The organism is Streptomyces sp. CB01201 (genome assembly GCF_002803085.1).
Lineage (GTDB): Bacteria > Actinomycetota > Actinomycetes > Streptomycetales > Streptomycetaceae > Streptomyces > Streptomyces hundungensis.
This window is the reverse complement of sequence record NZ_NNBJ01000016.1, coordinates 65,059-87,930: the sequence shown is the minus strand read 5'-3', so window position 1 is coordinate 87,930 and position 22,872 is coordinate 65,059. Positions and strand designations below refer to the sequence as shown.

17 protein-coding genes are annotated in these 22,872 nt (G+C 72.8%); 5 read left to right on the top strand and 12 right to left on the bottom strand.

The window, feature by feature from the left end; all coding sequences use genetic code 11:
- Positions 1–131 precede the first annotated feature (131 nt).
- Both CG740_RS29300 and CG740_RS29295 read right to left on the bottom strand, forming a co-directional pair.
- Complete coding sequence (locus CG740_RS29300) at positions 132–1,181, bottom strand: PfkB family carbohydrate kinase (RefSeq protein ID WP_234376546.1); 1,050 nt, start codon at positions 1,179–1,181, stop codon at positions 132–134.
- 239 nt (positions 1,182–1,420) lie between these two features.
- The gene (locus CG740_RS29295; RefSeq protein ID WP_100578290.1) at positions 1,421–2,734 is read right to left on the bottom strand and encodes a glucarate dehydratase family protein; all 1,314 of its coding nucleotides are present in this window, start codon (positions 2,732–2,734) and stop codon (positions 1,421–1,423) included.
- 308 nt (positions 2,735–3,042) lie between these two features.
- On the opposite strand from CG740_RS29295, the gene CG740_RS29290 reads away from it, so the two are divergent.
- Entirely contained in the window at positions 3,043–4,353 is a 1,311-nt protein-coding gene (locus CG740_RS29290; protein ID WP_100578289.1) for an MFS transporter, read from the top strand.
- Positions 4,354–4,612: 259 nt separating this feature from the next.
- On the opposite strand, the gene CG740_RS29285 is transcribed toward CG740_RS29290, so the two are convergent.
- The 8 genes from CG740_RS29285 to hrcA form a co-directional block, all read right to left on the bottom strand.
- Positions 4,613–5,623, bottom strand: coding sequence for an adenosine deaminase (locus CG740_RS29285; RefSeq protein WP_100578288.1), 1,011 nt, complete (start codon positions 5,621–5,623; stop codon positions 4,613–4,615).
- Between the two features lie 37 nt (positions 5,624–5,660).
- Positions 5,661–6,572, bottom strand: a complete 912-nt coding sequence (locus tag CG740_RS29280; RefSeq protein ID WP_100578287.1) for a ribonuclease Z — start codon at positions 6,570–6,572, stop codon at positions 5,661–5,663.
- Between the two features lie 65 nt (positions 6,573–6,637).
- Entirely contained in the window at positions 6,638–6,997 is a 360-nt protein-coding gene (locus CG740_RS29275) for a histidine triad nucleotide-binding protein (protein ID WP_100578286.1), read from the bottom strand.
- Positions 6,998–7,123: 126 nt separating this feature from the next.
- Positions 7,124–7,690, bottom strand: a complete 567-nt coding sequence (locus CG740_RS29270) for a hypothetical protein (RefSeq protein WP_234376537.1) — start codon at positions 7,688–7,690, stop codon at positions 7,124–7,126.
- A gap of 565 nt (positions 7,691–8,255) precedes the next feature.
- The gene (locus CG740_RS29265; protein WP_100578285.1) at positions 8,256–8,999 is read right to left on the bottom strand and encodes a 16S rRNA (uracil(1498)-N(3))-methyltransferase; all 744 of its coding nucleotides are present in this window, start codon (positions 8,997–8,999) and stop codon (positions 8,256–8,258) included.
- Entirely contained in the window at positions 8,996–10,087 is a 1,092-nt protein-coding gene (locus CG740_RS29260) for a nitronate monooxygenase (RefSeq protein WP_100578284.1), read from the bottom strand. Before CG740_RS29260 ends, CG740_RS29265 begins: the two co-directional genes overlap by 4 nt.
- A gap of 168 nt (positions 10,088–10,255) precedes the next feature.
- Positions 10,256–11,395, bottom strand: a complete 1,140-nt coding sequence (gene dnaJ, locus CG740_RS29255; protein WP_100578283.1) for a molecular chaperone DnaJ — start codon at positions 11,393–11,395, stop codon at positions 10,256–10,258.
- Positions 11,396–12,415, bottom strand: a complete 1,020-nt coding sequence (hrcA, locus tag CG740_RS29250; protein ID WP_100578282.1) for a heat-inducible transcriptional repressor HrcA — start codon at positions 12,413–12,415, stop codon at positions 11,396–11,398.
- 155 nt (positions 12,416–12,570) lie between these two features.
- Between hrcA and CG740_RS29245 the strand changes: the two genes are divergently transcribed.
- Complete coding sequence (locus CG740_RS29245; protein WP_100578281.1) at positions 12,571–13,293, top strand: MBL fold metallo-hydrolase; 723 nt, start codon at positions 12,571–12,573, stop codon at positions 13,291–13,293.
- Between the two features lie 287 nt (positions 13,294–13,580).
- A complete protein-coding gene (locus CG740_RS29240; RefSeq protein WP_100578280.1) occupies positions 13,581–14,402 on the top strand; it encodes a DUF3097 domain-containing protein in 822 nt (273 codons plus the stop codon).
- A 281-nt stretch (positions 14,403–14,683) separates the two neighbouring features.
- On the opposite strand, the gene hemW is transcribed toward CG740_RS29240, so the two are convergent.
- Positions 14,684–15,916: a radical SAM family heme chaperone HemW gene (gene hemW, locus CG740_RS29235; protein ID WP_100578279.1), complete on the bottom strand. Its 1,233-nt coding sequence runs from the start codon at positions 15,914–15,916 to the stop codon at positions 14,684–14,686.
- A gap of 83 nt (positions 15,917–15,999) precedes the next feature.
- Positions 16,000–17,997 (bottom strand): ATP-binding SpoIIE family protein phosphatase, encoded by a 1,998-nt coding sequence (locus CG740_RS29230; protein ID WP_100578278.1) that lies wholly within the window; start codon positions 17,995–17,997, stop codon positions 16,000–16,002.
- A 118-nt stretch (positions 17,998–18,115) separates the two neighbouring features.
- On the opposite strand from CG740_RS29230, the gene CG740_RS29225 reads away from it, so the two are divergent.
- Positions 18,116–22,273, top strand: coding sequence for a HAMP domain-containing protein (locus CG740_RS29225; protein ID WP_100578277.1), 4,158 nt, complete (start codon positions 18,116–18,118; stop codon positions 22,271–22,273).
- 11 nt (positions 22,274–22,284) lie between these two features.
- A complete protein-coding gene (locus CG740_RS29220; RefSeq protein ID WP_100578276.1) occupies positions 22,285–22,872 on the top strand; it encodes a response regulator in 588 nt (195 codons plus the stop codon).

Sequence of the window (22,872 nt, the reverse complement as noted above, 5' to 3'; positions counted from 1 at the left end):
AGAGGTTTTCCCACCTCGCGTGGTTCGGGGGGCCTCGCCGAGGCCCGGGGCGGGCCGCGGCCCGGGGCCCCGCGCGTGGGCGGGCAGCAGGCCGGCCCCGGCCCCGGCGGGCCCGCCCGGGCCAAGGGGCGTTACGCCGGGTGGCGGAAGCCCAGGGTGGGGAGGGCCCGGCGCAGGGGCCAGGTGCGGGCCGCGCCGGGGAGGAGGGCGGAGAGGAAGGCGTAGCGGCGCAGCGCCTCGGGGTCCTGGTCGGGCAGCGTCCGTACCCGCTCCCACCAGCTCGCCACCTCCGCCCAGCCCGGCGCCGAGAGCGATCCCCCGAACTCCTGGACCGAGAGGGCCGCCGTCAGCCCCGCGAAGGCGAGGCGGTCGGCGAGCGGCCAGCCCGCCAGGGTGCCGGTGACGAAGCCGGCCACGAAGACGTCGCCGGCGCCGGTCGGGTCGAGGGCCTCGACCTCGATGGCCGGGACGTCCGCCGTCTCCCCCGTCGCGCCGTCCACCGCGTACGCCCCCTCCGAGCCCAGCGTCACCACCGCGAGCGGCACCTTCTCGGCCAGCGCGCGGGCCGCCGCCCGGGGGCAGTCGGTGCGGGTGTAGCGCATCGCCTCGGCGGCGTTGGGCAGGAACGCCTCGCAGTGTTCGAGCTCGGGCAGCCCAGCGAGGTCCCAGCGGCCGGTGTCGTCCCAGCCGACGTCCGCGAAGATCCGCGCACCGGAGCGCGCCGCGTCCTCGATCCAGCCCTCGCGGCGGCCCGGCACCAGGGATGCGACGGCGGCGCGGGCCCGGGGCGGGCCGTTGGGTGCGGACAGTTCGTGGGGTGCCTCGTGGCCGTGGGTGACCATCGTGCGTTCGCCCTCGTACGCCATCGAGACGGTGACCGGGGAGTGCCAGCCGGACACGGTCCGCGAGAGCGACAGGTCGATGCCCTCGCCCTGTTCGAGCGCGTCCCAGCAGTACTCGCCGTAGTGGTCGTCGCCGAAGGCCGCGGCCAGCGAGGTGCGCAGGCCCAGGCGGGCGAGCGCGGTGGCCATGTTGGCGACGCCCCCCGGGCTCGACCCCATGCCGCGGGCCCAGGACTCGGTGCCGCGCACCGGCGCCGAGTCGAGCCCGGTGAAGATGATGTCGAGGAAGACCGTGCCGGTGAGGAACACGTCGCAGGGCGGATCGCGCGGATCGCGCAGCCCGTCGAGCGGGTCGACCCGTGAGGACCGTCGCGGCTCGGCGCCCGGGGCACGGCGGTGCGGGTTCCACTCGGCGGGCTCGGGCTCGGACGAGTGTCCGGGACCGGGCAGCCGGGGCTCGTGGTGCGGGTGGGACGGCTGCTCTCTGCTGTCTGGTGTCGTCACGGCGGGCTCTCCGTTCGCGTACAGATCTGGCAAGTCTGCCCGATGCGCGCCGGAGGGGGGCCGTTGCGGTGCCGCTACCAGCGCGGAAGCGCCGGGACCGTCCAGTCGGCGTGCTCCGGTGCGCGCCGCATCGCGGCCGCGTCGTCGCGGTCGCGCAGGGTGCCGTCGTCGTCGAGCCAGCGGCGGTGCAGCCGGGCCAGTTCGGCGCGGTCGAGCTCGACGCCGAGGCCGGGGGCATCGGACACCGTCAGGCGTCCGTCGCGGAACACGTGCCGGACGGTGATCACGTCCTCCGTCTGCCACGGGTAGTGGCTGTCGCAGGCGTGGTCCAGGTTGGGGACGGTCGCCGCGACGTGGGTCATCGCGGCGAGGCTGATCCCCAGGTGCGTATTGGAGTGCATGGACAGGCCGACCCCGAACACCCGGCAGATCGCGGCGAGTTCACGCGTGTTGCGCAACCCGCCCCAGTAGTGGTGGTCGGACAGGACGACCTGCACCGCGTCGTTCAGGAAGGCCTCGCGGATCTCGGGGAACGTCGTCACGCACATGTTGGTGGCGAGCGGCACCGAGGTGCCCCGGGACACCTCGGCCATCGCGGCCGTGCCCGGCGCCGGGTCCTCCAGGTATTCGAGTACGTCCGCGAGTTCGGCGGCCACCCGCAGCGCGGTCGCCGGCGTCCAGCCGCCGTTGGGGTCGAGCCGGAGCGGGTGGCCGGGGAAGGCGGCGGCCAGGGCGCGGATCGCGGCGACCTCCTGCCCGGGCGGGAAGACACCGCCCTTGAGCTTGAAGGAGCCGAAGCCGTACTCGCGCACGAAACGGCGGGCCTGGCCGACGATCCCCGCGGGGTCGAGCGCAGCGCCCCAGGAGTCCTTCTCGCCCGCGCCGCCGGGGTGTTCGGCCCAGCGGTAGAAGAGGTACGCGCTGTACTCCACGGTGTCGCGGACCTTGCCGCCGAGCAGGGTGTGCACGGGTACGCCGTGGATCCTGCCCAGCGCGTCCAGGCAGGCCACCTCGAAGGCGGAGACGACGGACAGGCGCAGCTTGTCGGCGGTCTGGACGCCCCGCAGTCCGCCGACGTCCACCGAGTCGTCGATCCGGGAGCCGTCGACCTCGATCTCGTCCATGCATGTGAACAGCCCATTGAGGTCGGCTAGGTCGTGGCCGACCAGCGCCCCGGCGTACGGGCGGGCCAGTTCGAGGTACTTGGTGTCGCCGCACGTCTCACCGATCCCGGTCACCCCCTCGTCCGTGACGACCTCGACGATCAGGCGGGGCGTGTAGGGCTGGTGCACGCCCTGGACGTTGAGGAGCGGAGGGTCGCAGACGAGGACGGGGGTGAGCCGCACCTCGGCGATCCGCCGCGCACCTTCGGAGGCAACTCGATCCATGGGGTCCCGTCCATCCGTCCGGCCATGCACTCATCCATCAATGCAGATCGAGACTAGATATGTGAACGATCACCGTCAAGGGTCACCCCCGCTCGCCGCCCGGCCCCAACTCCCCTCCCCCTCCGCGAAATTCGCTCTTGTACCCGACGAATCCCAGGCCAAACGAAACGTGACCCAGATCACTCCGTCCTGGCTTTTCGTGCCCTCGGGACGCTTGATACAAATTGGCCTCGCGTTCCCGTACAACACCGGGCGCATCCCCCCTCTTTGACCTCTCTGCCCCACGGGCACTGTTCCTTGGAACGCCCATGTCCGCACGCCCTCGTGCTGCCTGGCCGCTGGTCGCCGTCTTCACCGCCGGTTACCTCGCCGCCTACCTCCTCCCCACCGTCGTCGGCCGGCTCTCGGCCGGCCTCGGACTCTCCCCCGCCGAAGCCGGACTGGTCGGCTCCGCCCTCCTGTTGAGCTCGGCCACGGCCGGTTTCACCCTCGCCTCCAGAGTGGAGCAGCACGGGCCGCGCCGCCTCGCCCGCTACGGCCTCGTCCTGGCCGTCACCGGGTACGGCGCCGCCGCCCTGACCACCCTGGTCCCGCTCGTCGTGGCGGGCGCGATGGTCGGCGGGCTCGGCTCCGGCACGGCCACGGCCGTCGCCGCGGCCGGCATCGCCGCCCAGCGCGACCCCCACCGGGCCTCCACGCTCGGCCTGCTCTCCGTCTCCGCGACGGCCGGGGTGCTCTACCTGACGATCCCTCACCTCGGCGGCGGGCACGCGACCCCGCTGGCCTCCATCGCCGCCGTGGCGGCGCTGGTGTGGCCCGCCACCCGGTGGCTCCCGGACGCCTACGGCTCGGCTCCGCAGGTGGAGACCGTCCAGGTCGCGGCGGGCGTACGGCTTCCCCACCGCCGCTCCGGCACGGTCCTGGCCGCGACCATGCTGTGCTGGTCCCTCGCGCAGAACGCGCTGTGGGGCGTGAGCGGACGGATCGGCCTCACCCAGGCCGGGCTGACCGAGGTCACCGTCGGCATGGTCTTCGCGGCCGGGCTCGGCGCGGGACTGCTCGGGGTGCTCGGCGCGGGTGCGCTCGGCGCGCGGCTCGGCCGGGCGGTGCCGATCGGGGCGGGTACGGCGGTCATCGCGGCCTGCATCGTGGCGAGTTCATCGGCACGGGGACTGCTGTCCTTCGCGACCGGCGAGATCCTCTGGAACGTCTTCTACCCGGTCGTCCTGTCCTATCTGATCGGCCTGTCCGCCTCGCTCGACCCGCGCGGACGCTGGGCGGTGCTCGCGGGCTCCGCGTCCTCGCTCGGGGTGGCCTGCGGGCCGCTCACCGGGAGCCTGCTCTCGGAGTACGCCGGGTACCGGGGCATGGGGCTCGTGCTGTGCGCGCTGCTGCTGCTCATCGCGGCGCCGATGACGGCGGTGGCGCTGCACACGTCCGGGCGGCCGCTGGTGCCGGGGTCCATCCGGCGGCGGGGCGGCATGCCCGCGGCGGTGGTCGCGGGGCGGGGGGCCGCCTCCGCGGCGCTGCTGCCGCAGATCGGCGTGCCCGAGCAGGAAGTGGCCGAGATCCCGATCCGCTCGCGGGCGAGGCGACGCCGCAAGGTACTGGCGTCCTGAGCCCCCCTCCCTGGGGCTCCGCCCCAGACCCCGATCGCGCCTGAACGGCGCTCGTCCTCAAACGCCGGACGGGCTGAGGATGCCGATGCGGGCCAGCACCGAGCCTTTAGGGGCGCGGGGAACTGCGCGACCAGCCCCGCACGGTCCGCAGGCGAAACAGAACCCGGTGTCTCCCCACCCCCGGAGGGTTGCGGGAAGGGGTGGGGTGGGGCGAAATCCGGGGCCTGCGGCGGAGCCCGGGGAGCCAGGGCCCCCGGGGTCAGGACTCCGGGAAGTCGTAGGCCGCGACCTCGGCCAGATACCGCGCACGGCGCGGCTCGTCGTCCTCAAGGAACGCCGCCTCGAAGGAGTTCCGGGCCAGCTCCCGGAGCCGATCCGGGGAGAGCCCCAACACCTCTCGCACCGCGCGGAAGTTGTCCTCCGCATACCCCCCGAAGTACGCCGGGTCATCGGAGTTGACCGTGCACAACAGCCCCGCGTCCATCATCGCCGGCAGCGGGTGCTCCGCGAGGACGTCGATGGCCCGCAGCCGCACGTTGGACAGCGGGCACAGCGTCAGCGGCACCCGGTCGCGGACCAGACGGGCGACCAGGTCCGGGTCCTCCAGGGCCCGCAGGCCGTGGTCGATCCGCTCCACCCCGAGCAGGTCGAGCGCCTCGGTGATGTACGCGGGCGGCCCCTCCTCCCCCGCGTGCGCGACCCGGCGCAGGCCGAGCGCGGCGGCCGCCTCGTACACCTCGCGGAACTTGGCCGGCGGATGCCCGACCTCCGCCGAGTCGAGGCCGATGCCGGTGATCCGGTCCAGGTACGGCCGGGCCGCCTCAAGGGTGAGCAGCGCGGACTCGGCCGGCTCGTCCCGCAGGAAGCACATGATGAGCCGGGTCGAGACGCCGTGGCGTTCCTCGCTCGCGGACAGGGCGCGCCACAGGCCCTCCACGACCGTGCCGATGGAGATGCCGCGCGCCGTGTGCGCCTGCGGGTCGAAGAAGATCTCGGCGTGCCGCACGCCCTGGGCCGCGGCGCGGGCCAGATACGCGTCGGCGAGCGCCGCGAAGTCGTCCTCGGTCCGCAGCACCGTCATCAGCGAGTAGTACAGGTTCAGGAAGGACTGGAGGTCGTCGAAGAGGTACGCCTTGCGCAGTGCCTCGGTGTCGGCGTACGGCAGCTCGACGCCGTTGCGCGCGGCGAGTTCGAAGGCCAGCTCGGGTTCGAGGGTGCCTTCGATGTGGAGATGGAGTTCGGCCTTGGGGAGGGGCGTGGAGAGAGGCATGTGGGGGGCTTCCTAGGGTGGTGCTCGGTGCGGTGCTTCAGGTGGTGCGCTTGGGGACCGGGACCCTGATGAGGTCGGCGGCCACGGTCAGCTCGCCCTCGAATCCGGCGGCCCTGGCCTGCCGCTCGAACTCCTCCGGGTCGGAGTACCGCTGCGAGAAGTGGGTGAGGACCAGATGGCGTACGCCCGCGTCGCGGGCCACCGCGGCGGCCTGACCAGCCGTCAAGTGACCGTGATCGACGGCCAGTTGAATGTCCCCGTCCAGGAACGTCGACTCGATGACCAGCATGTCGCAGCCGTCCGCGAGTGCGTGCACACCGTCGCACAGGCGGGTGTCCATGACGAACGCGAACCGCTGGCCGCGCCGGCTCTCGCTGACGTCGTCGAGGGTGACGCCGTTCAGCTCGCCCTCGCGTTGGAGGCGGCCCACGTCGGGGCCCTTGATGCCGTGCTCGGCGAGCAGCTCGGGCAGCATCCGCCGCCCGTCGGGCTCGACGAGCCGGTACCCGTACGACTCGACGGGGTGCGAGAGCCTGCGGGCCTCAAGGGTGTACGCGCCGGTCGCGGCCAGCACGGCGCCCTCGCCCGCGACCGGCTGCTGGCCGAGCTGGACGGACTCCCGGTAGGCGGTGGCGTACCGCAGCCGGTCGAAGAAGTGCTCGCCGCTGAGCGGGTAGTGCGCGGTGACCGGGTGCGGGACCCGGTCGAGGTTGATCCGCTGGATCACCCCGGCCAGGCCGAGCGAGTGGTCGCCGTGGAAGTGCGTGACGCAGATCCGGTGGATGTCGTGGGCGGCGACCCCGGCCCGCAGCATCTGGCGCTGGGTGCCCTCGCCCGGGTCGAAGAGGATGCCCTCGCCGTCCCAGCGCAGCAGGTAGCCGTTGTGGTTGCGGTGCCGGGTGGGGACCTGGCTGGCGGTGCCGAGCACCACCAATTCACGTACGGACACGGTGAGTTGCCTTGCTGTGCGCGCTGTTGGGGCTGGTCGCGGTGGCGGCCGGGGCGGTCGGGGGGCTAGCCGGGCGGCCACTGGAGGCCGCGGCCCCCGAGGACGTGGGCGTGCGCGTGGAAGACGGTCTGGCCGGCGCCGCTGCCCGTGTTGAACACGATCCGGTAGCCGCTGCCGTCGATCTTCTCCTCGCGGGCGACCTCCCCGGCCTCGCGCAGCACGTCCGCGGCGATGGCCGGCTCGGCGGCGGCCAGGGAGGCGCCGTCGGGGTGGTGGACCTTCGGAATGACCAGGACGTGGGTCGGCGCCTGGGGGTTGATGTCCCGGAAGGCCACGGTCGTGTCGGTCTCCCGCACGACGGTCGCCGGGACATCGCCCGAGACGATTTTGCAGAACAGGCAGTCCGCCTGCGGCTCTCCGGCCACGGTCCGGTCCTCCTTGGTCGCGTTGATCAGGTAACCGCATGCTACTCAACGCGTTCGGGCGGGGTACGGAGTGCGGTGTGCGTGCGGGGTTGCGGGGTGCGGGGTGCGTGCCCGGGCGGGGCTGGGCTACTTGCCCTGGAAGGACGGGGTGGCGGTGACGGTGACGGTGACGGTCGTGGTCACCGTGACGGTGGGGCGGCCGCCGGGCGCGGGGGTCGTGGGGCCCATTGTCGGGGCGGGCGCGGTGCAGTTGCCCAGGACGCTGGCGCGGAATACCGTCCGGCCGGCCACCTTGGCCGTCAGGTCGCCCTTCACACAGCGGCCCTCGACCTCCTGGGTGACCTTTCCCTTGACGGCGATCGCCTTGCCGTCCTTGGTCTCGCCCTGGCAGTCCACATCGGCGACCTGCTTGGCGGTGGCGGCCGCGGAAGGGGTCGCGCCGGCGCCCGAGTTGAGGCTGGCGTTGCAGGTGAGCCACTTGACGTCGACGTGCTCGTGCGCGAGGGCGGCCGTCGCGGTCTGCTCGGTGGTGACGGCGACCGCGGTGGAGTTGAGGCCGCCGATGGGGTCGCAGGCGGTTGCGCCGCCGATCGCCAGGGCGGCGAGCAGGGGGATGGGCAGCGCGCGGTATGCCGTGCGGTGTGCCGTGCGGCGCGGGTGGTGGTTCGCGTGGTTCGACCTCTGGGCCCCCATGAGCGCCAGGGTGCCACCACGGCTCCCCGCGCGATAGCCCCCTCACAGCCATCCCACCCATCCGGGGCCCGCCCCGGCCCCCGCACCACACCACGGGGCTCCACCCCGACCCCGCGGTCCTCCACCGTGCGCGGCTGGTTGCGCAGTTCCCCGCGCCCCCAAAACCCGTTCCCGTCCGCCCGCCGTGCGTGGTTGCTCGCGCAGTTCCCCGCGCCCCTGTAGGTGACCCAGGGCTCCCGGGTTGCGGCCACCTCGGTTGCGCCGCGCGATGACGCAGCCTGGCGGCCCTAACCCCGTTCCCGTCTGCGGGCCGTGGTCGCTTCTCGCGCAGTTCCTCGCGCCCCTAAAGGCTCGGTGCGGGCCAGTGCAGGCATCTTCAGCCCGTCCGGCGATTGAGGACGAGCGCCGTTCAGGCGCGAACGGGGGTGCAGGGGGCGGAGCCCCCGCAGGGGTCTGGGGCGCAGCCCCAGGGCCCGAGCCCTTCGACTTCCTGTACGGGCGGGTGGGTGGGCAAGATGCCCGGGGTCTGGGGCGGAGCCCCAGGGGGACCCGGGGTCCGGGCCGGTCAGGACCAGCGGCCCGTTCGGGCCAGTAGGACCGCGGCCGCCGCCGTACCCGCCGTAGAGGTACGCAACACACTCGCCCCCAGCCGATACGCCCGCGCCCCCGCCCCCGCGAACACGGCCAGCTCCTCCGGAGAGACCCCGCCCTCGGGGCCCACGACGAGGACGATCTCCCCGGCCGCGGGCAGCTCCGCCGTGGCCAGCGCGCCGGAGGGATGGTCTCGGTCCTCGTGCAGGACCATCGCGAGGTCCGCCCCGGCCAGGAGCGGCGCGAGCTGCTTGGTCGTCATGGCCTCGCGCACCTCGGGGAACCGCACCCGGCGGGACTGCTTGCCCGCCTCCCGGGCCGTACCACGCCATTTCGCAAGGGACTTGGCGCCGCGCTCGCCCTTCCACTGGGTGATGCAGCGCGACGCCTGCCAGGGCACGATCGCGTCCACCCCGGTCTCGGTCATGGTCTCCACGGCGACCTCGCCCCGGTCGCCCTTGGGCAGTGCCTGCACCACGGTGATCCGTACCGCGGGCTCCTCCTCGGCCGCGGCGGAGGTGACCCGTACGACCAGACGGTCCTTGCCCTCGGTCGCGACGACCACGGCCTGCGCCCAGTTGCCCGTGCCATCGGTGAGGGTCACCTGCTCCTCGGCGCGCAGCCGCTTGACCGAGACGGCGTGCCGGCCCTCCGCCCCGTCCAGGACGAATCCGCCGACGCCCGGCACCTTGTCGACGACGAAGACCGGGGCGGTCATGAGGTACTCCTCTGGTTCTTCAGGTTCAGCAGAGTGGCGGTCAACTCGCCAGCCGCTTCGTCGAGTTCGGCCGCCAGGACTTCGACGAGCCGGCCCGCGGGGAGTTCCCGGGCCAGCCGGTGGCCCTGGCCCGCCCAGAGCGCCATGCCCTGGGGGTCGCCGGCCGCCGCCGCGGCCTTGCGCAGTCCGGAGGTGAGGTGGTGCACCTGGGGGTAGCCGGCCGGGGCGTACGGACCGTGCTCGCGCATGAAACGGTTCATCAGGCCCCGCGCGGGCCGCCCGGAGAACGCGCGCGTCAACTCGGTTCGTACGAAAAGGGGGTTGGTGAGGGCCTGCTTGTGCAGCACGTTCGCGCCGGACTCGGGGCACACCAGGAACGCGGTGCCCAGCTGAGCGGCGGACGCGCCCGCCGCGAGCACCGCCGCGATCCCCGCGCCCCGCATCAGGCCGCCGGCCGCCACGATGGGCAGCTGCACCGCCTCGCGGACGAGCCCGATCAGGGTGAGCAGTCCGATGCCGGAGCCGTCGGCCTCCGGGTCGTCCCGGTGGGTGCCCTGGTGGCCGCCCGCCTCGACGCCCTGCACACACACCGCGTCCGCCCCCGACCACTGCGCGACCTGGGCCTCCTGGGGCGAGGTCACGGTGACGATCGTGTACGTGCCCGCCTTCGCGAAGGCGTCGAGGATGGCCCGCTGGGGGCAGCCGAAGGTGAACGAGACGACCGGCACCGGGTCTTCGCGCAGGATGGCCAGCTTGGCCTCGTAGTTGTCGTCGCCGCCGGAGTCCGTGTCGCCCAGCGGGGTCTCGTACCAGGAGGCCTCGCCGGCGAGCTGGTGGCGGTAGACGTCGATCGCTGCGGGGTCGGTGTGCGGCTCCTGCGGCATGAACAGGTTGACGCCGAAGGGCTGGCTCGTCAGCCCGCGCACCTGCTTGATCTCCTGGTACATGCCGTCGGCGGTCTTGTATCCGGCGGCCAGGAAGCCGAGCCCCCCGGCCTCGGAGACGGCCGCGGCCAGAGCCGGACCGGAGGCGCCGCCCGCCATGGGCGCCTGCACGATCGGATACCGGCAGAGATCGGTCAAAGCCATGCCCGCATCGTGCCACGCCGTAGCTCCCGTACCGAATCGCCTCTTCCGTCCGGGGTGGTGAGGCCCGTCACGTGTCCGGTACACGGACGCCCCGGAGAACGCGGAAGGGGCCACGGGGTGCATCCCGTGGCCCCTTCCGCACGGCCCGGCGGCCGTTCACCGCTCGGCCTAGCGGCCGTTGAACGCGTCCTTCAGACGGGAGAACAGGCCCTGCTGGCCGGGCTGGAACTGGCCCGTGGGCCGCTCCTCGCCACGGAGCTTGGCCAGCTGGCGCAGCAGGTCCTCCTGCTGCGGGTCCAGCTTGCTCGGGGTCAGGACCTCGACGTGCACGATGAGGTCGCCCCGGCCGCCGCCGCCGCGCAGATGCGTGATGCCGCGGGTGTGCAGCGGGATGGACTGGCCGGACTGGGTGCCCGGGCGGATGTCCACCTCCTCCATGCCGTCCAGCGTCTGGAGCGGCACCTTGGTGCCCAGCGAGGCCGCCGTCATGGGGATGGTGACCGTGCAGTGCAGGTCGTCGCCGCGGCGCTGGAACACGTCGTGCGCCAGCTCGTGGATCTCCACGTACAGGTCGCCGGCGGGGCCGCCGCCGGGGCCGACCTCGCCCTCGCCCGCGAGCTGGATCCGAGTGCCGTTGTCGACACCGGCCGGGATCTTCACGGTGAGGGTGCGCCGCGAGCGGATCCGGCCGTCGCCCGCGCACTCCGGGCACGGGGTGGGGACGACGGTGCCGAAGCCCTGGCACTGCGGGCAGGGCCGCGAGGTCATGACCTGGCCCAGGAAGGACCGGGTGACCTGGGACACCTCGCCGCGACCGCGACACATGTCACAGGTCTGCGCGGAGGTGCCGGGGGCCGCGCCCTCGCCCGAACAGGTCGTGCACACCACGGCGGTGTCGACCTGGATCTCCTTGGTGGTGCCGAAGGCCGCCTCGTTGAGGTCGATCTCCAGGCGGATCATGGCGTCCTGGCCGCGGCGGGTGCGCGAGCGCGGGCCGCGCTGCGATGCCGTGCCGAAGAAGGCGTCCATGATGTCCGAGAAGTTGCCGAAGCCGCCCGCGCCGAAGCCGCCGGCTCCGCCGCCGCCCGACGACGACAGCGGATCCCCGCCGAGGTCGTAGACCTGCTTCTTCTGCGGGTCCGACAGGACCTCGTACGCGGCGTTGATCTCCTTGAAGCGCTCCTGCGTCTTCGGGTCCGGATTCACATCCGGGTGGAGTTCGCGTGCGAGGCGCCGGAACGCCTTCTTGATCTCGTCCTGTGATGCGTCGCGGCGCACGCCGAGTACGGCGTAGTAGTCCGTGGCCACTTACGACTCCGCCAGGATCTGTCCGACGTAACGTGCCACTGCGCGTACCGCTCCCATCGTTCCGGGGTAATCCATGCGGGTCGGTCCGACCACGCCGAGTTTGGCGACCGCCTCGCCGCCGGAACCGTAGCCGACCGAGACGACGGACGTGGAGTTCAGTCCCTCGTGGGCGTTGTTCTCGTGCCCGATGCGTACGGTCATGCCCGATTCCTTGGCCTCGCCGAGCAGCTTGAGGAGCACGACCTGCTCCTCAAGTGCTTCCAGCACCGGCCTGATGGTCAGCGGGAAGTCGTGTCCGAAGCGGGTGAGATTGGCGGTGCCGCCGATCATCAGCCGCTCCTCGGTCTCTTCGACCAGGGTTTCGAGGAGGGTGGCGAGGACCGTCGAAACGGTTCCTCGGTCCTCCGGTTCAAAGGACTCCGGCAGGTCCTGCACGAGTTGCGGTACGTCCGCGAAGCGGCGCCCCACCACTCGTGCGTTGAGCCGGGCCCGCAGGTCCGCGAGCGCGGCCTCGCCGAACGGCGCCGGGCAGTCGACCATCCGCTGCTCGACCCGTCCGGTGTCCGTGATCAGCACCAGCATGAGCCGGGCCGCGGCGAGTGAGAGAAGCTCCACATGCCGCACCGTGGACCGCGTCAGGGACGGGTACTGGACGACCGCGACCTGCCGGGTCAGCTGCGCGAGCAGCCGCACCGTGCGGGCCACGACGTCGTCCAGGTCGACCGCGCTGTCCAGGAAGTTCTGGATCGCGCGGCGCTCGGGCGACGACAGGGGCTTGACGCCCGCGAGCCGGTCGACGAAGAGCCGGTAGCCCTTGTCCGTCGGGATGCGGCCGGCGCTGGTGTGGGGCTGGGCGATGAAGCCCTCCTCCTCCAGGACGGCCATGTCGTTGCGCACGGTCGCCGGGGAGACGCCGAGCGCGTGGCGCTCGGTGAGGGCCTTGGAGCCCACCGGTTCCTCGGTGCCGACGTAGTCCTGGACGATGGCGCGCAGCACCTCAAGCCTGCGTTCACTGAGCATCGCGCACACCTCCAGTTGCCGTCCGTTTGGCACTCACTGTGTACGAGTGCCAGCAATCCCCCGGCCAGTGTACGGCCGACCGGTACGCCCCTAGCAAGGGCGGCCGACCACGCTACCGTGCGACGTCGCCCCTTGATTGCGGATAGCGTCGCGTCATGGACGTCAGTTGGGAAGAGTTCGGCTGGGAGCGGCTCGGTGACGGGGTCGGGCGCAGACGGCTGCCGGGCTGGGACGCGACGGCCGCGCTGGTCGCCGGCGAGCGCTCGCTGCTCCTGTGCGACACCGGCTCGACGCTGCGCGAGGGCGCCGAACTGAGGGCCCAGGCCGAGGCCCTCTTCGGCCGCCGTGTGACCCACATCGCGCTGACCCACCCGCACTTCGACCACGTCCTGGGCACGGCGGCCTTCGCCGGGGCCGAGGTGTACGGGGCGGTCGGCATCGAGCGGGCCCTGCGGGGCGACGAGCTGCGCTCGGACGCGGTGAGCCACGGAGTGCCCGCCGGGGAAGCGGCCGAGGCGGTCGATCTGCTGGTGCTTCCGCACCACGCGGTGAGCGGGGAGTGGACGCTCGACCTGGGCGGCCGGCAGGTGCTGCTCGCCAATGTGGGCCCCGGGCACAGCGGGCACGATCTCGTGGTCCTGGTTCCGGCGGCCGGCGGCGCTCCGGAGATCGTCTTCTGCGGCGACCTCGTCGAGGAGTCGGGCGAGCCGCAGGCGGGCCCCGACGCGGTGCCCTCGCGCTGGCCTTCCGCGCTCGACCGGCTGCTCTCGCTCGGCGGCGAGGGCGCGGTGTACGTGCCGGGGCACGGGGCGGTGGTGGACGCGGGGTTCGTACGCACCCAGCGGGACCGGCTCGCCGCGCGCTTCGGGGTGTCGTAGCGCCGCCATGCCGATGTGCCGCCGGGGCACCCGTCCGCCCCGGCGGCCCCGAATAATGAGGCCATGCGCAGCTACAGCTCTGACCTGACCCCGCCCTGGCTGCATCCCCCGGGGGCCACCCCCCGGACCCCCGGCCGTACACCCGCTCCCTCCGACCCCGCCGAATAATGAGGCCATGCGCAGCTACAGCTCTGACCTGACCCCGCCCTGGCTGCATCCCCCGGGGGCCACCCCCCGGACCCCCGGCCGCACACCCGCTCCCTCCGACCCCGCCGAATAATGAGGCCATGCGCAGCTACAGCTCTGACCTGACCCCGCCCTGGAAGAAGAAGCAGGCTCCTGTTCCCGAGGTGCCCGCGGAGACCGACCTCGTCGTGGAGGAGGTCGCCACGGGATTCTGCGGGGCCGTGATCCGCTGCGAGAAGACGGCCGAGGGGCCGACGGTCACCCTTGAGGACCGCTTCGGCAAGCACCGCGTCTTCCCGCTCGTGCCCCGCGGCTTCCTCCTGGAGGGCAGGGCCGTCACCCTCGTACGCCCCTCCGCCTCGGCGGCCCCTCGGCGCCCCGCACGTACCGCATCCGGTTCGGTGGCCGTGCCCGGAGCGCGGGCCCGGGTGGCGCGGGCCGGGCGGATCTATGTCGAGGGGCGGCACGACGCGGAGCTCGTGGAGCGGGTGTGGGGGGACGATCTGCGCATCGAGGGCGTGGTGGTGGAGTACCTGGAGGGCATCGACGACCTTCCGGCGATCGTCGCCGAGTTCGCGCCGGGGCCGGACGCGCGTCTCGGTGTCCTGGTGGACCACCTGGTCCCGGGCTCGAAGGAGTCCCGTATCGCCGCGTCCGTGACGCATCCTGACGTGCTGGTCGTCGGGCACCCCTACATCGATGTGTGGGAGGCGGTGAAGCCGGCCTCCGTGGGGATCGCGGGGTGGCCGGTGGTGCCGCGGGGGCAGGACTGGAAGACGGGGGTCTGCCGGGCCTTGGGGTGGCCCGAGAACACGGGGGCGGCGTGGCAGCGGATTCTGTCCGGGGTGCGGTCGTACAGGGACCTGGATCCGTCCCTGCTCGGCTCGGTGGAGCACCTGATCGACTTCGTCACGGCCCCGTAGGCCTATCCCCACCGGGGTGGACGGGCCGGCCCCCTGGGGCTCCGCCCCAGACCCCGTTCGCGCCCGAACGGCGCTCGTCCTCAAACTCCCCCAAGGCCTTAGGGGCCAGAGGGACCCCCATGACGGGCTGAAATGCTCGGTGCGGGCCAGCACCGAGACCCTTAGGGGCGCGGGGAACTGCGCGAACGGCCCCTACGGCCCGCGGACGAAATCGGGTTCAGGGGCGCGGGGAACTGCGCAATCACCCCAGGGCCGGGAGGCGCCGCGAAGGCGCAACCCCCTCAGTCCACCAGGTCCCGGACCACCGCATCGGCCAGCAGCCGACCCCGCAGGGTCAGGACCGCCCGCCCCGCCGCGAAGGCGGAGGATTCCAGCAGGCCCCCCGCAACCGCGCCCCGCGCCGCCGCGAGGCCCGCGGGGTTGAGCAGGGTCAGGGGGCAGCCCTCGCGGAGGCGGAGTTCGAGGAGGATGCGTTCCACCCGGCGGTCCTCCGGGGACAGGAGTTCCCGGCCCGCGCCGGGAGAGCGGCCGGAGGCCAGGGCCGCCGCGTACGCACCGGGGTGCTTGACGTTCCACCAGCGCACCCCGCCCACGTGGCTGTGGGCCCCGGGACCGGCCCCCCACCAGTCCGCCCCGCGCCAGTACAGCTCGTTGTGCAGGCAGCGGCCCGCCTCGGTGGTGGCCCAGTTGGAGACCTCGTACCAGGAGTACCCGGCCGCGCCGAGGACCTCGTCCGCGATCAGGTACCGGTCCGCGTGCTCGTCGTCGTCCGTCATCGGCACCTCGCCGCGCCGGATCCGGCGGGCGAGCTGGGTGCCCTCCTCGACGATCAGGGCGTACGCGCTGATGTGGTCGGGGCCCGCCCCGACGGCCGCGGTGAGCGAGGCCCGCCAGTCCTCGTCGCTCTCGCCGGGCGTGCCGTAGATCAGGTCCAGGTTGACGTGGTCGAAGCCCGCCGCACGGGCCTCGGCCACGCACGCCTCCGGGCGGCCGGGCGTGTGCGTGCGGTCGAGGACCTTCAGGACGTGCTGCCGGGCGCTCTGCATCCCGAAGGAGACCCGGTTGAACCCGCCGGCCCGCAGCTCGGCGAGGTACTCGGGGTTCACCGACTCCGGGTTCGCCTCGGTGGTGACCTCCGCGTCCTCGGCCAGGCCGAACTCGTCCCGTACCGCCGCCAGCATCCGCACCAGGTCGGCCGCGGCGAGCAGGGTCGGGGTGCCGCCGCCGACGAACACCGTGCGCACCGGGCGCGGGTCGCCGTCGAGCACCTTGCGGGCGAGGCGGATCTCCTCGACGACCATGTCGGCGTAGTTGTCGCGGGAGGCCAGGACGCCGCCCTTGCCGACCAGTTCGCTCGCCGTGTACGTGTTGAAGTCGCAGTAGCCGCAGCGCGTCGCACAGTACGGAACGTGCAGGTAGAACCCGAGCGGCCGGTCCCCCGCGCCCTCCAGGGCATGGCGGGGCAGCGACCCGTCCTCGGGCATGGGCTCACCATCGGGCAGTACGGAAGGCATGCCCCCATTGTCCGGCACGCGCGGGCCTGCGATGCCGCCCGCCGGGTCGGCGGACCGGGCGGCGGACCGGGCGGCGGACCGGATCAGCTGACCCGGAGCACGAGGAGCGCCAGGTCGTCGGCGGGCGGGGTGTCGGCGAAGTCGTGCACCGCCTGCTTGATGCGGCCCGCCACCGCGGCCGCGGACAGGCCGGTGCAGCCCGCCAGGACCGTGGCGAGCCCGTCGGCGTCGTCGAACATGCGCGGTCCCGAGCGGCGCTCGGTCACCCCGTCCGTGACGCACAGCAGGGTGTCGCCGGGGGTCAGGCGCAGGCTCTCGCTCTCGTAGCGCGCGCCCTCGACGACGCCGAGCAGGATCTGCGGGGCGGCGGCCGGGCACACCGAGCCGTCGGGCCGCAGCAGCAGGGGCAGCGGGTGGCCGGCGCTGGCGAGGGTGCAGTGCACCGAGCCGCCGTCGGCGTCCGGCACCAGCTCCCCGTAGAGGAGGGACAGGAAGCGGGCCTGCCCGCCGTCCGCGGGGTCGAGGGGGGCGGTCGGCTCGACGGGGTGTTCGGCGGTCGCGAGGTGGACCGCCGCTTCGGCCGCCTCGGTGGCGTCGTCGACGAGCAGCTGGTTGAGCCGGTCGAGCACCTCGTGCACCGGGTGTCCCTCGCGGGCGAGCAGCCGCAGCCACGGCCGGGCGAGACCGGTGATCACTGCGGCCTCGGGGCCGCTGCCCTGGACGTCGCCGAGCGCGAAGCACCAGCGTCCCGCGGCGCCGGGGAAGACATCGTAGAAGTCGCCGCCGGCCAGCGCCTCGTTGCTCGGCTGGTAGACGAAGGCGCTGTCGACGCCGGGGATCTCGGCGACCCGGCTGGGCAGCAGCCCGCGCTGGAGGATGCGGCTGATGGTGGCCTGCCGGGTGTACTGGCGGGCCGCGCCGATCGCGAGGGCGACCCGGCGCAGGAAGTCCTCGATCAGGCCGGTGATCTCGTCGGGGATGTGCGTCTGGCCGGCCCGGCCGAGGAGCAGGGCGCCCACCTCGCGGCCGCCCGCGACGAGCCGGTAGGCGAGCGCCGCCCCTTCGGCGCCCAGTCCGGCGGCACGCGGCCAGGGCATCGGCACCGGGCCGCCGCGCGCGGCGGCGGGCAGCCGGGGCGGCTCCTTCTCGACGGCGGCCCGCAGCGGCGCGATGACGGCCTCCCGCGCGTGCCAGACCCGGGCCAGGCGGGGCGCGGCGAGCGGGCCGCCCGCGTCCTCGTCGAGCCAGATCGCGCACCAGTCGGCGAGCCGGGGCACCAGGAGCTGGCCGGCCAGGGCGGCGATCAGGTCCTCGTCGAACTGGCCGGCCAGCAGGTCGGAGGCTTCGGCGAGGAAGGAGAGCGCGCCCCGGTTGATCCAGTCGCGGTCGGGCCCGCGCGGGGCGAGCTGCGGGGCGTGGGCGAGGAACTCGGCTGCGCGCAGGCCGCGTTGGAGCCGTTCGTCACGCGCCGCCCCGTGCCGCTCGGGCGGTTCGCCCGCGTCCGTGCACAGCCGCGCCCAGACGGTCTTGAGCCCGGTGCGGTAGGTGATCCCCCAGCATTCGGCGAGGGCCGCGACGACGTGCAGGCCGCGCCCGCACTCCTGCGCGGTGAGGTCGTCGCGGGTGCGCCGCGGCGCACCGCGTACCGTGCGCGCCGGGTGGTGGTCGGACACCTCGATGACGAGGGCCGTGGGCTGCGTCGTGCTGCCGCGTTCCAGGCGGCACAGGACGTCGACGGTGGTGCCGGCGTGGACGACCGCGTTGGTGACGAGTTCATTGACCAGGACGGCCGCCTCGTAGGCGAACTCGTGGGAGAACAGGCCCACTTGGCCCGCGCCGAGGGGGCCGGGCCCGGCCCAGTCGGCGAGCGCGGCCCGTATGAAGCGCCGGGCGGCGCCGGGGGCGAGCGGGTTGCCGGGCAGGCTGGTGCGGGCGGTGGGGCAGGCGGCGAGGGCGCCGTGGGGGCCCGCCGGCGCTCCGGTGCGCGCCGGGGAATCCCGCGCGGCCTCACCGGACAGGGCTGCGGGGAGCGGGAGTTGGGGGCGGTTCACGCTGCCCCGCTGGGCTGGCAAGGGTCCCACGTGCGGCTCCTGACGGGTTCTCGCAATGCGCCGCTCACGGCTTCGACAGAGTGACAGACTGAGCGGGCGCGTGAGCACCGAGTCACCGAAGTGGGCCCGTATGAACAGAGACAGTGCTATGTCGCCGGACCAGGACGGCTGGGTCCGCACCTCGTCGCCGGACGAGGACGGCTGGGTCCGCGCCTCCGAGCTGCGCCCGCTCCTGGCCGCGCTGACGGCGCTGCGGGACGGCGACTTCCGGGTGCGGCTCCAGGAGGTCCACGAGGGTCTTCCGGCCGAGTTGGCGGCCCTGTTCAATCAAGTGGCCGCGCGCAACCAGCACTTCACCGACGAGCTGACGCGGGTGCGCCGCGAGGTGGTCCGGCACGGGCGGCTCGACGAGCGGCTCGCGGCCAGCCCCGGGCAGGGCGCCTGGACGACCGGCATCGGGCATGCGAACACCCTGCTCGACGCCCTGGTGGTGCCGGCGGCGAACGCGACGCGGGTCCTGGACGCGGTGGCGGGCGGCGATCTGACCCAGCGGGTCGATCTGCACGACGGGAGCCGGCAGCTGCGCGGCGATCTGCGCAGGCTCGGCCGGGCCGTCAACACGATGGTCGACCAGCTGTCGCTGTTCACCGGCGAGGTGACCCGGGTCGCCCGCGAGGTCGGCACCGAGGGACGGCTCGGCGGGCGCGCCAAGGCACAGGGCCTGAGCGGGAGTTGGCGCGCGGTGACGGAGGCGGTGAACACCATGGCCGCGCGGCTGACCGCGCAGGTCCGGGACATCGCGGCGGTGACCACGGCGGTGGCCCGCGGCGATCTGACCCGTACGGTCACGGTCGAGGCCACCGGTGAGCTGCTCGAACTGAAGCTGACCGTGAACACGATGGTGGACCAGCTGTCCGCCTTCGCCGACGAGGTCACCCGGGTCGCCCGCGAGGTCGGCACCGAGGGGCGGCTCGGCGGGCGGGCCCAGGTGCGGGGTGCGTCCGGGGTCTGGAAGGGCCTCACGGACAACGTCAACTTCATGGCCTCGAACCTCACTTCGCAGGTCCGCAACATCGCCCAGGTCACCACCGCCGTCGCCAACGGCGATCTGTCGCAGAAGATCACCGTCGACGCCCAGGGCGAGATCCTGGAGCTGAAGTCCACCATCAACACCATGGTCGACCAGCTGTCCGCCTTCGCGGACGAGGTCACCCGGGTCGCCCGCGAGGTCGGCACGGAGGGCAACCTCGGCGGGCGGGCCCAGGTGCGCGGGGTGTCGGGGGTGTGGAAGGACCTCACCGAGAACGTCAACTTCATGGCCGACAACCTGACGTCGCAGGTCCGCAACATCGCCCTGGTGTCGACGGCGGTGGCCCAGGGCGACCTCGGCAAGAAGATCACGGTGGAGGCCAAGGGCGAGATCCTGGAGCTGAAGTCCACCATCAACACCATGGTCGACCAGCTGTCCGCCTTCGCGGACGAGGTCACGCGGGTCGCCCGCGAGGTGGGGACGGAGGGGAACCTCGGCGGGCAGGCGCAGGTGCGGGGCGTGTCCGGGGTCTGGAAGGACCTCACGGACAACGTCAACTTCATGGCGTCCAACCTCACTTCGCAGGTGCGCAACATCGCGCAGGTCACCACCGCCGTCGCCAACGGCGATCTGTCGAAGAAGATCACCGTGGACGCGCGGGGCGAGATCCTGGAGCTCAAGGACACCGTCAACACGATGGTGGAGCAGCTGCGCGCCTTCGCCGACGAGGTCACCCGGGTCGCCCGCGAGGTCGGTACGGACGGCCGGCTCGGCGGGCGGGCCCAGGTCCTCGGGGTGTCGGGGGTCTGGAAGGACCTCACGGACAACGTCAACTACATGGCGGACAACCTCACTTCGCAGGTCCGCAACATCGCCCAGGTCGCCACGGCGGTGGCCCAGGGCGATCTGTCGAAGAAGATCGACGTGGACGCGCGCGGCGAGATCCTGGAGCTCAAGACCACCATCAACACCATGGTGGACACGCTGTCGTCGTTCTCCTCCGAGGTCACCCGGGTGGCCCGCGAGGTGGGTTCGGAGGGGCAGCTCGGCGGGCAGGCGCGGGTGGAGGCCGTGTACGGGACGTGGAAGCGGCTGACGACCAACGTCAACGAACTCGCCCTGAACCTCACCACCCAGGTCCGCGCGATCGCCGAGGTCGCCTCCGCGGTGGCCCAGGGCGACATGTCGCGCTCGATCACGGTGGAGACCCGGGGCGAGGTCTCCGAGCTGAAGGACAACATCAATCTGATGGTGTCGAATCTGCGCGAGACGACCCGCGCCAAGGACTGGCTGGAGTCCAATCTGGCCCGGCTGGCCGGCCTCATGCAGGGCCACCGGGACCTGATGGAGGTCGCCGATCTGATCCTGCGCGAGCTGACCCCGCTGGTGAACGCCCAGTACGGCGCGTTCTTCCTGGCCGACCCCGACGACGACGGCGCCCCGTCGCGCACCACCAGCACCACCAAGGGGCTCGCCTTCATCGCCGGGTACGGCGCGGCGCAGGGCGCGACCGTGGACACCACCGGCATGCCGGGGCACGGCCTGGTGCGGCAGGCGGCCCTGGAGAAGAAGCGGATCCTGCTCGAAGAGGCCCCGCCGGACTACATCAAGATCAACTCCGGTCTGGGCGAGGCCGCGCCCGCCAGTGTCGTCATCATCCCGATCCTCTTCGAGGACAAGCTGCTCGGTGTGATCGAGCTGGCCTCCTTCTCCCGCTTCTCCGATGTCCACCTGGCCTTCTTCGACCAGTTCGTGAACACCATCGGGGTCGCGATCAACACGATCATCGCCAACTCCCGCACCGAGTCACTGCTCAGCGAGTCCCAGCGGCTCGCCGTCCAGCTCCAGGAGCGCTCGGACGAACTCCAGCGCCAGCAGGCCGAGTTGCAGCGCTCCAATGCCGCCCTGGAGGAGAAGGCGGCGCTGCTCGCCACCAGCTCCCGGTACAAGTCGGAGTTCCTGGCGAACATGTCGCACGAGCTGCGCACCCCGCTGAACTCGCTGCTCATCCTCGCCCGGTTGCTCGCCGACAACCCGGACGCCCATCTGTCCGAGCAGGAGGTGCAGTTCGCCGCCACGATCCACCGCTCGGGCTCCGATCTGCTCCAGCTGATCAACGACATCCTGGACCTGTCGAAGATCGAGGCCGGCCGCATGGACGTACGGCCCAGGCAGCTGCCGCTCATCAAGGTCCTCGACTACGTCCACGCCACCTTCCGGCCCATCACCCTCGACCGCGGCCTCGCCTTCGAGCTGGCCGTGGGCGAGGACGTGCCGCGCGAGATGTACTGCGACGAGCAAAGGCTCCAGCAGATCCTGCGCAACCTCCTGTCCAACGCCATCAAGTTCACCTCGTCGGGCCGGGTGGAGCTGCGCGTCAACCGGCTCAAGGACACCCACGACGGCCAGGACCTGGTCGCGTTCGTCGTCAAGGACACCGGGATCGGCATCGCGCACGAGAAGCTGCCGGTGATCTTCGAGGCGTTCCAGCAGGCCGACGGCACCACCAACCGCAAGTACGGCGGCACCGGCCTCGGCCTGTCCATCAGCCGGGAGATCGCCGGGCTGCTCGGCGGCCGGATCGTCGCCGAGAGCGAGCCGGGCCAGGGCTCCACCTTCACCCTGTACGTCCCCGTCCGCTACCCCGGGCAGGTGCTCGGCGAGCTGGAGCAGCCGGGACCGGTGGCGCCCGCCTTCGACGGCCCGGGCCGGTTCTCCGGCGAGGACGTCCTGCTGCCCGAGCAGGAGGACGACTGGCCCACCACCAGCAGGCTGGAGGAGTGGAGCAGCGGGCGGCCCGGTCAAGTCCTGCCCGGGCGAAGGGTGCTGATCGTCGACGACGACATCCGCAACGTCTTCGCCCTCACCCATGTCCTCGGCCGGGTCGGCATGCCGGTCCTGTACGCGGAGAACGGGCGGGAGGGCATCGAGATCCTGGAGCGCGACGCCGGGATCGAGCTGGTCCTGATGGACATCATGATGCCGGAGATGGACGGCTACGAGACGATCGAGGCGATCCGGCGCAGCCCGCGGTGGGCCGAGCTGCCGATCGTCGCGCTCACCGCGAAGGCGATGCCCGGCGACCGGGAGCGGTCGATCGCGAAGGGCGCCAACGCCTACGTGCCCAAGCCCGTCGACGTGGACCGCCTCCTCGGCGTAGCCTGCGCCCTTCTGGACCCCGACGGCGCGGCGGCGGAGGAGGCCGGCGAGACCCCCTCGGCCCCCGGGCGGCAGAGCGGCGCCGGAGAGACCGAAGCGACGTCACCGACTCCGTGAGGCGGCCCGGGATGAGCCCACAGGCACCACCGCAGGACGGCGCCGGCATCCTCCTCGTCGACGACATGGAGGACAACCTGATCGCCCTGGAGGCCGTCCTCGGATCCCTCAACGAGCCGCTGGTGCGGGCCCGTTCGGGCGAGGAGGCGATGAAGGCACTGCTGCGCCGGCGGTTCGCGGTGGTGCTGCTCGATGTGCGGATGCCCGGCATGGACGGCTTCGAGACGGCCTCCCACATCAAGCGCCTCGACCAGACCAAGGACGTGCCGATCATCTTCCTGACCGGCAACGACGGCGACGCCGGCTATGCCTTCCGGGGCTATGCCACCGGAGCGGCCGACTTCCTCACCAAACCCTTCGACCCGTGGGTGCTGCGCGCCAAGGTGAAGGTGTTCCTCGAACTGCACCGCAAGAACCGGCAGTTGGAGTGGATGCTGGCGGGCGACCGGGAGCAGCTCGACGAGATCGGCGCGCGGCTCGGCGCGATCGAGGACGAGCTGGCCCGGGGCGAGCGGAGCGAGATGGCCGAGCTGCGCCAGCAGATGGCCCGGCTCGAAGAGGCGCTGCGGGCCCTGAAGCGGGCCCGCAGCAATCCCTGA

Coding starts and splice junctions, on each gene's coding strand:
- CG740_RS29295 (WP_100578290.1), bottom strand. CDS start 2,734: ATGGATCGAGTTGCCTCCGAAGGTGCGCGGCGGATCGCCGAGGTGCGG.
- CG740_RS29290 (WP_100578289.1), top strand. CDS start 3,043: ATGTCCGCACGCCCTCGTGCTGCCTGGCCGCTGGTCGCCGTCTTCACC.
- CG740_RS29285 (WP_100578288.1), bottom strand. CDS start 5,623: ATGCCTCTCTCCACGCCCCTCCCCAAGGCCGAACTCCATCTCCACATC.
- CG740_RS29270 (WP_234376537.1), bottom strand. CDS start 7,690: ATGGGGGCCCAGAGGTCGAACCACGCGAACCACCACCCGCGCCGCACG.
- CG740_RS29265 (WP_100578285.1), bottom strand. CDS start 8,999: ATGACCGCCCCGGTCTTCGTCGTCGACAAGGTGCCGGGCGTCGGCGGA.
- CG740_RS29260 (WP_100578284.1), bottom strand. CDS start 10,087: ATGGCTTTGACCGATCTCTGCCGGTATCCGATCGTGCAGGCGCCCATG.
- hrcA (WP_100578282.1), bottom strand. CDS start 12,415: ATGCTCAGTGAACGCAGGCTTGAGGTGCTGCGCGCCATCGTCCAGGAC.
- CG740_RS29245 (WP_100578281.1), top strand. CDS start 12,571: ATGGACGTCAGTTGGGAAGAGTTCGGCTGGGAGCGGCTCGGTGACGGG.
- CG740_RS29240 (WP_100578280.1), top strand. CDS start 13,581: ATGCGCAGCTACAGCTCTGACCTGACCCCGCCCTGGAAGAAGAAGCAG.
- hemW (WP_100578279.1), bottom strand. CDS start 15,916: ATGCCTTCCGTACTGCCCGATGGTGAGCCCATGCCCGAGGACGGGTCG.
- CG740_RS29225 (WP_100578277.1), top strand. CDS start 18,116: ATGTCGCCGGACCAGGACGGCTGGGTCCGCACCTCGTCGCCGGACGAG.
- CG740_RS29220 (WP_100578276.1), top strand. CDS start 22,285: ATGAGCCCACAGGCACCACCGCAGGACGGCGCCGGCATCCTCCTCGTC.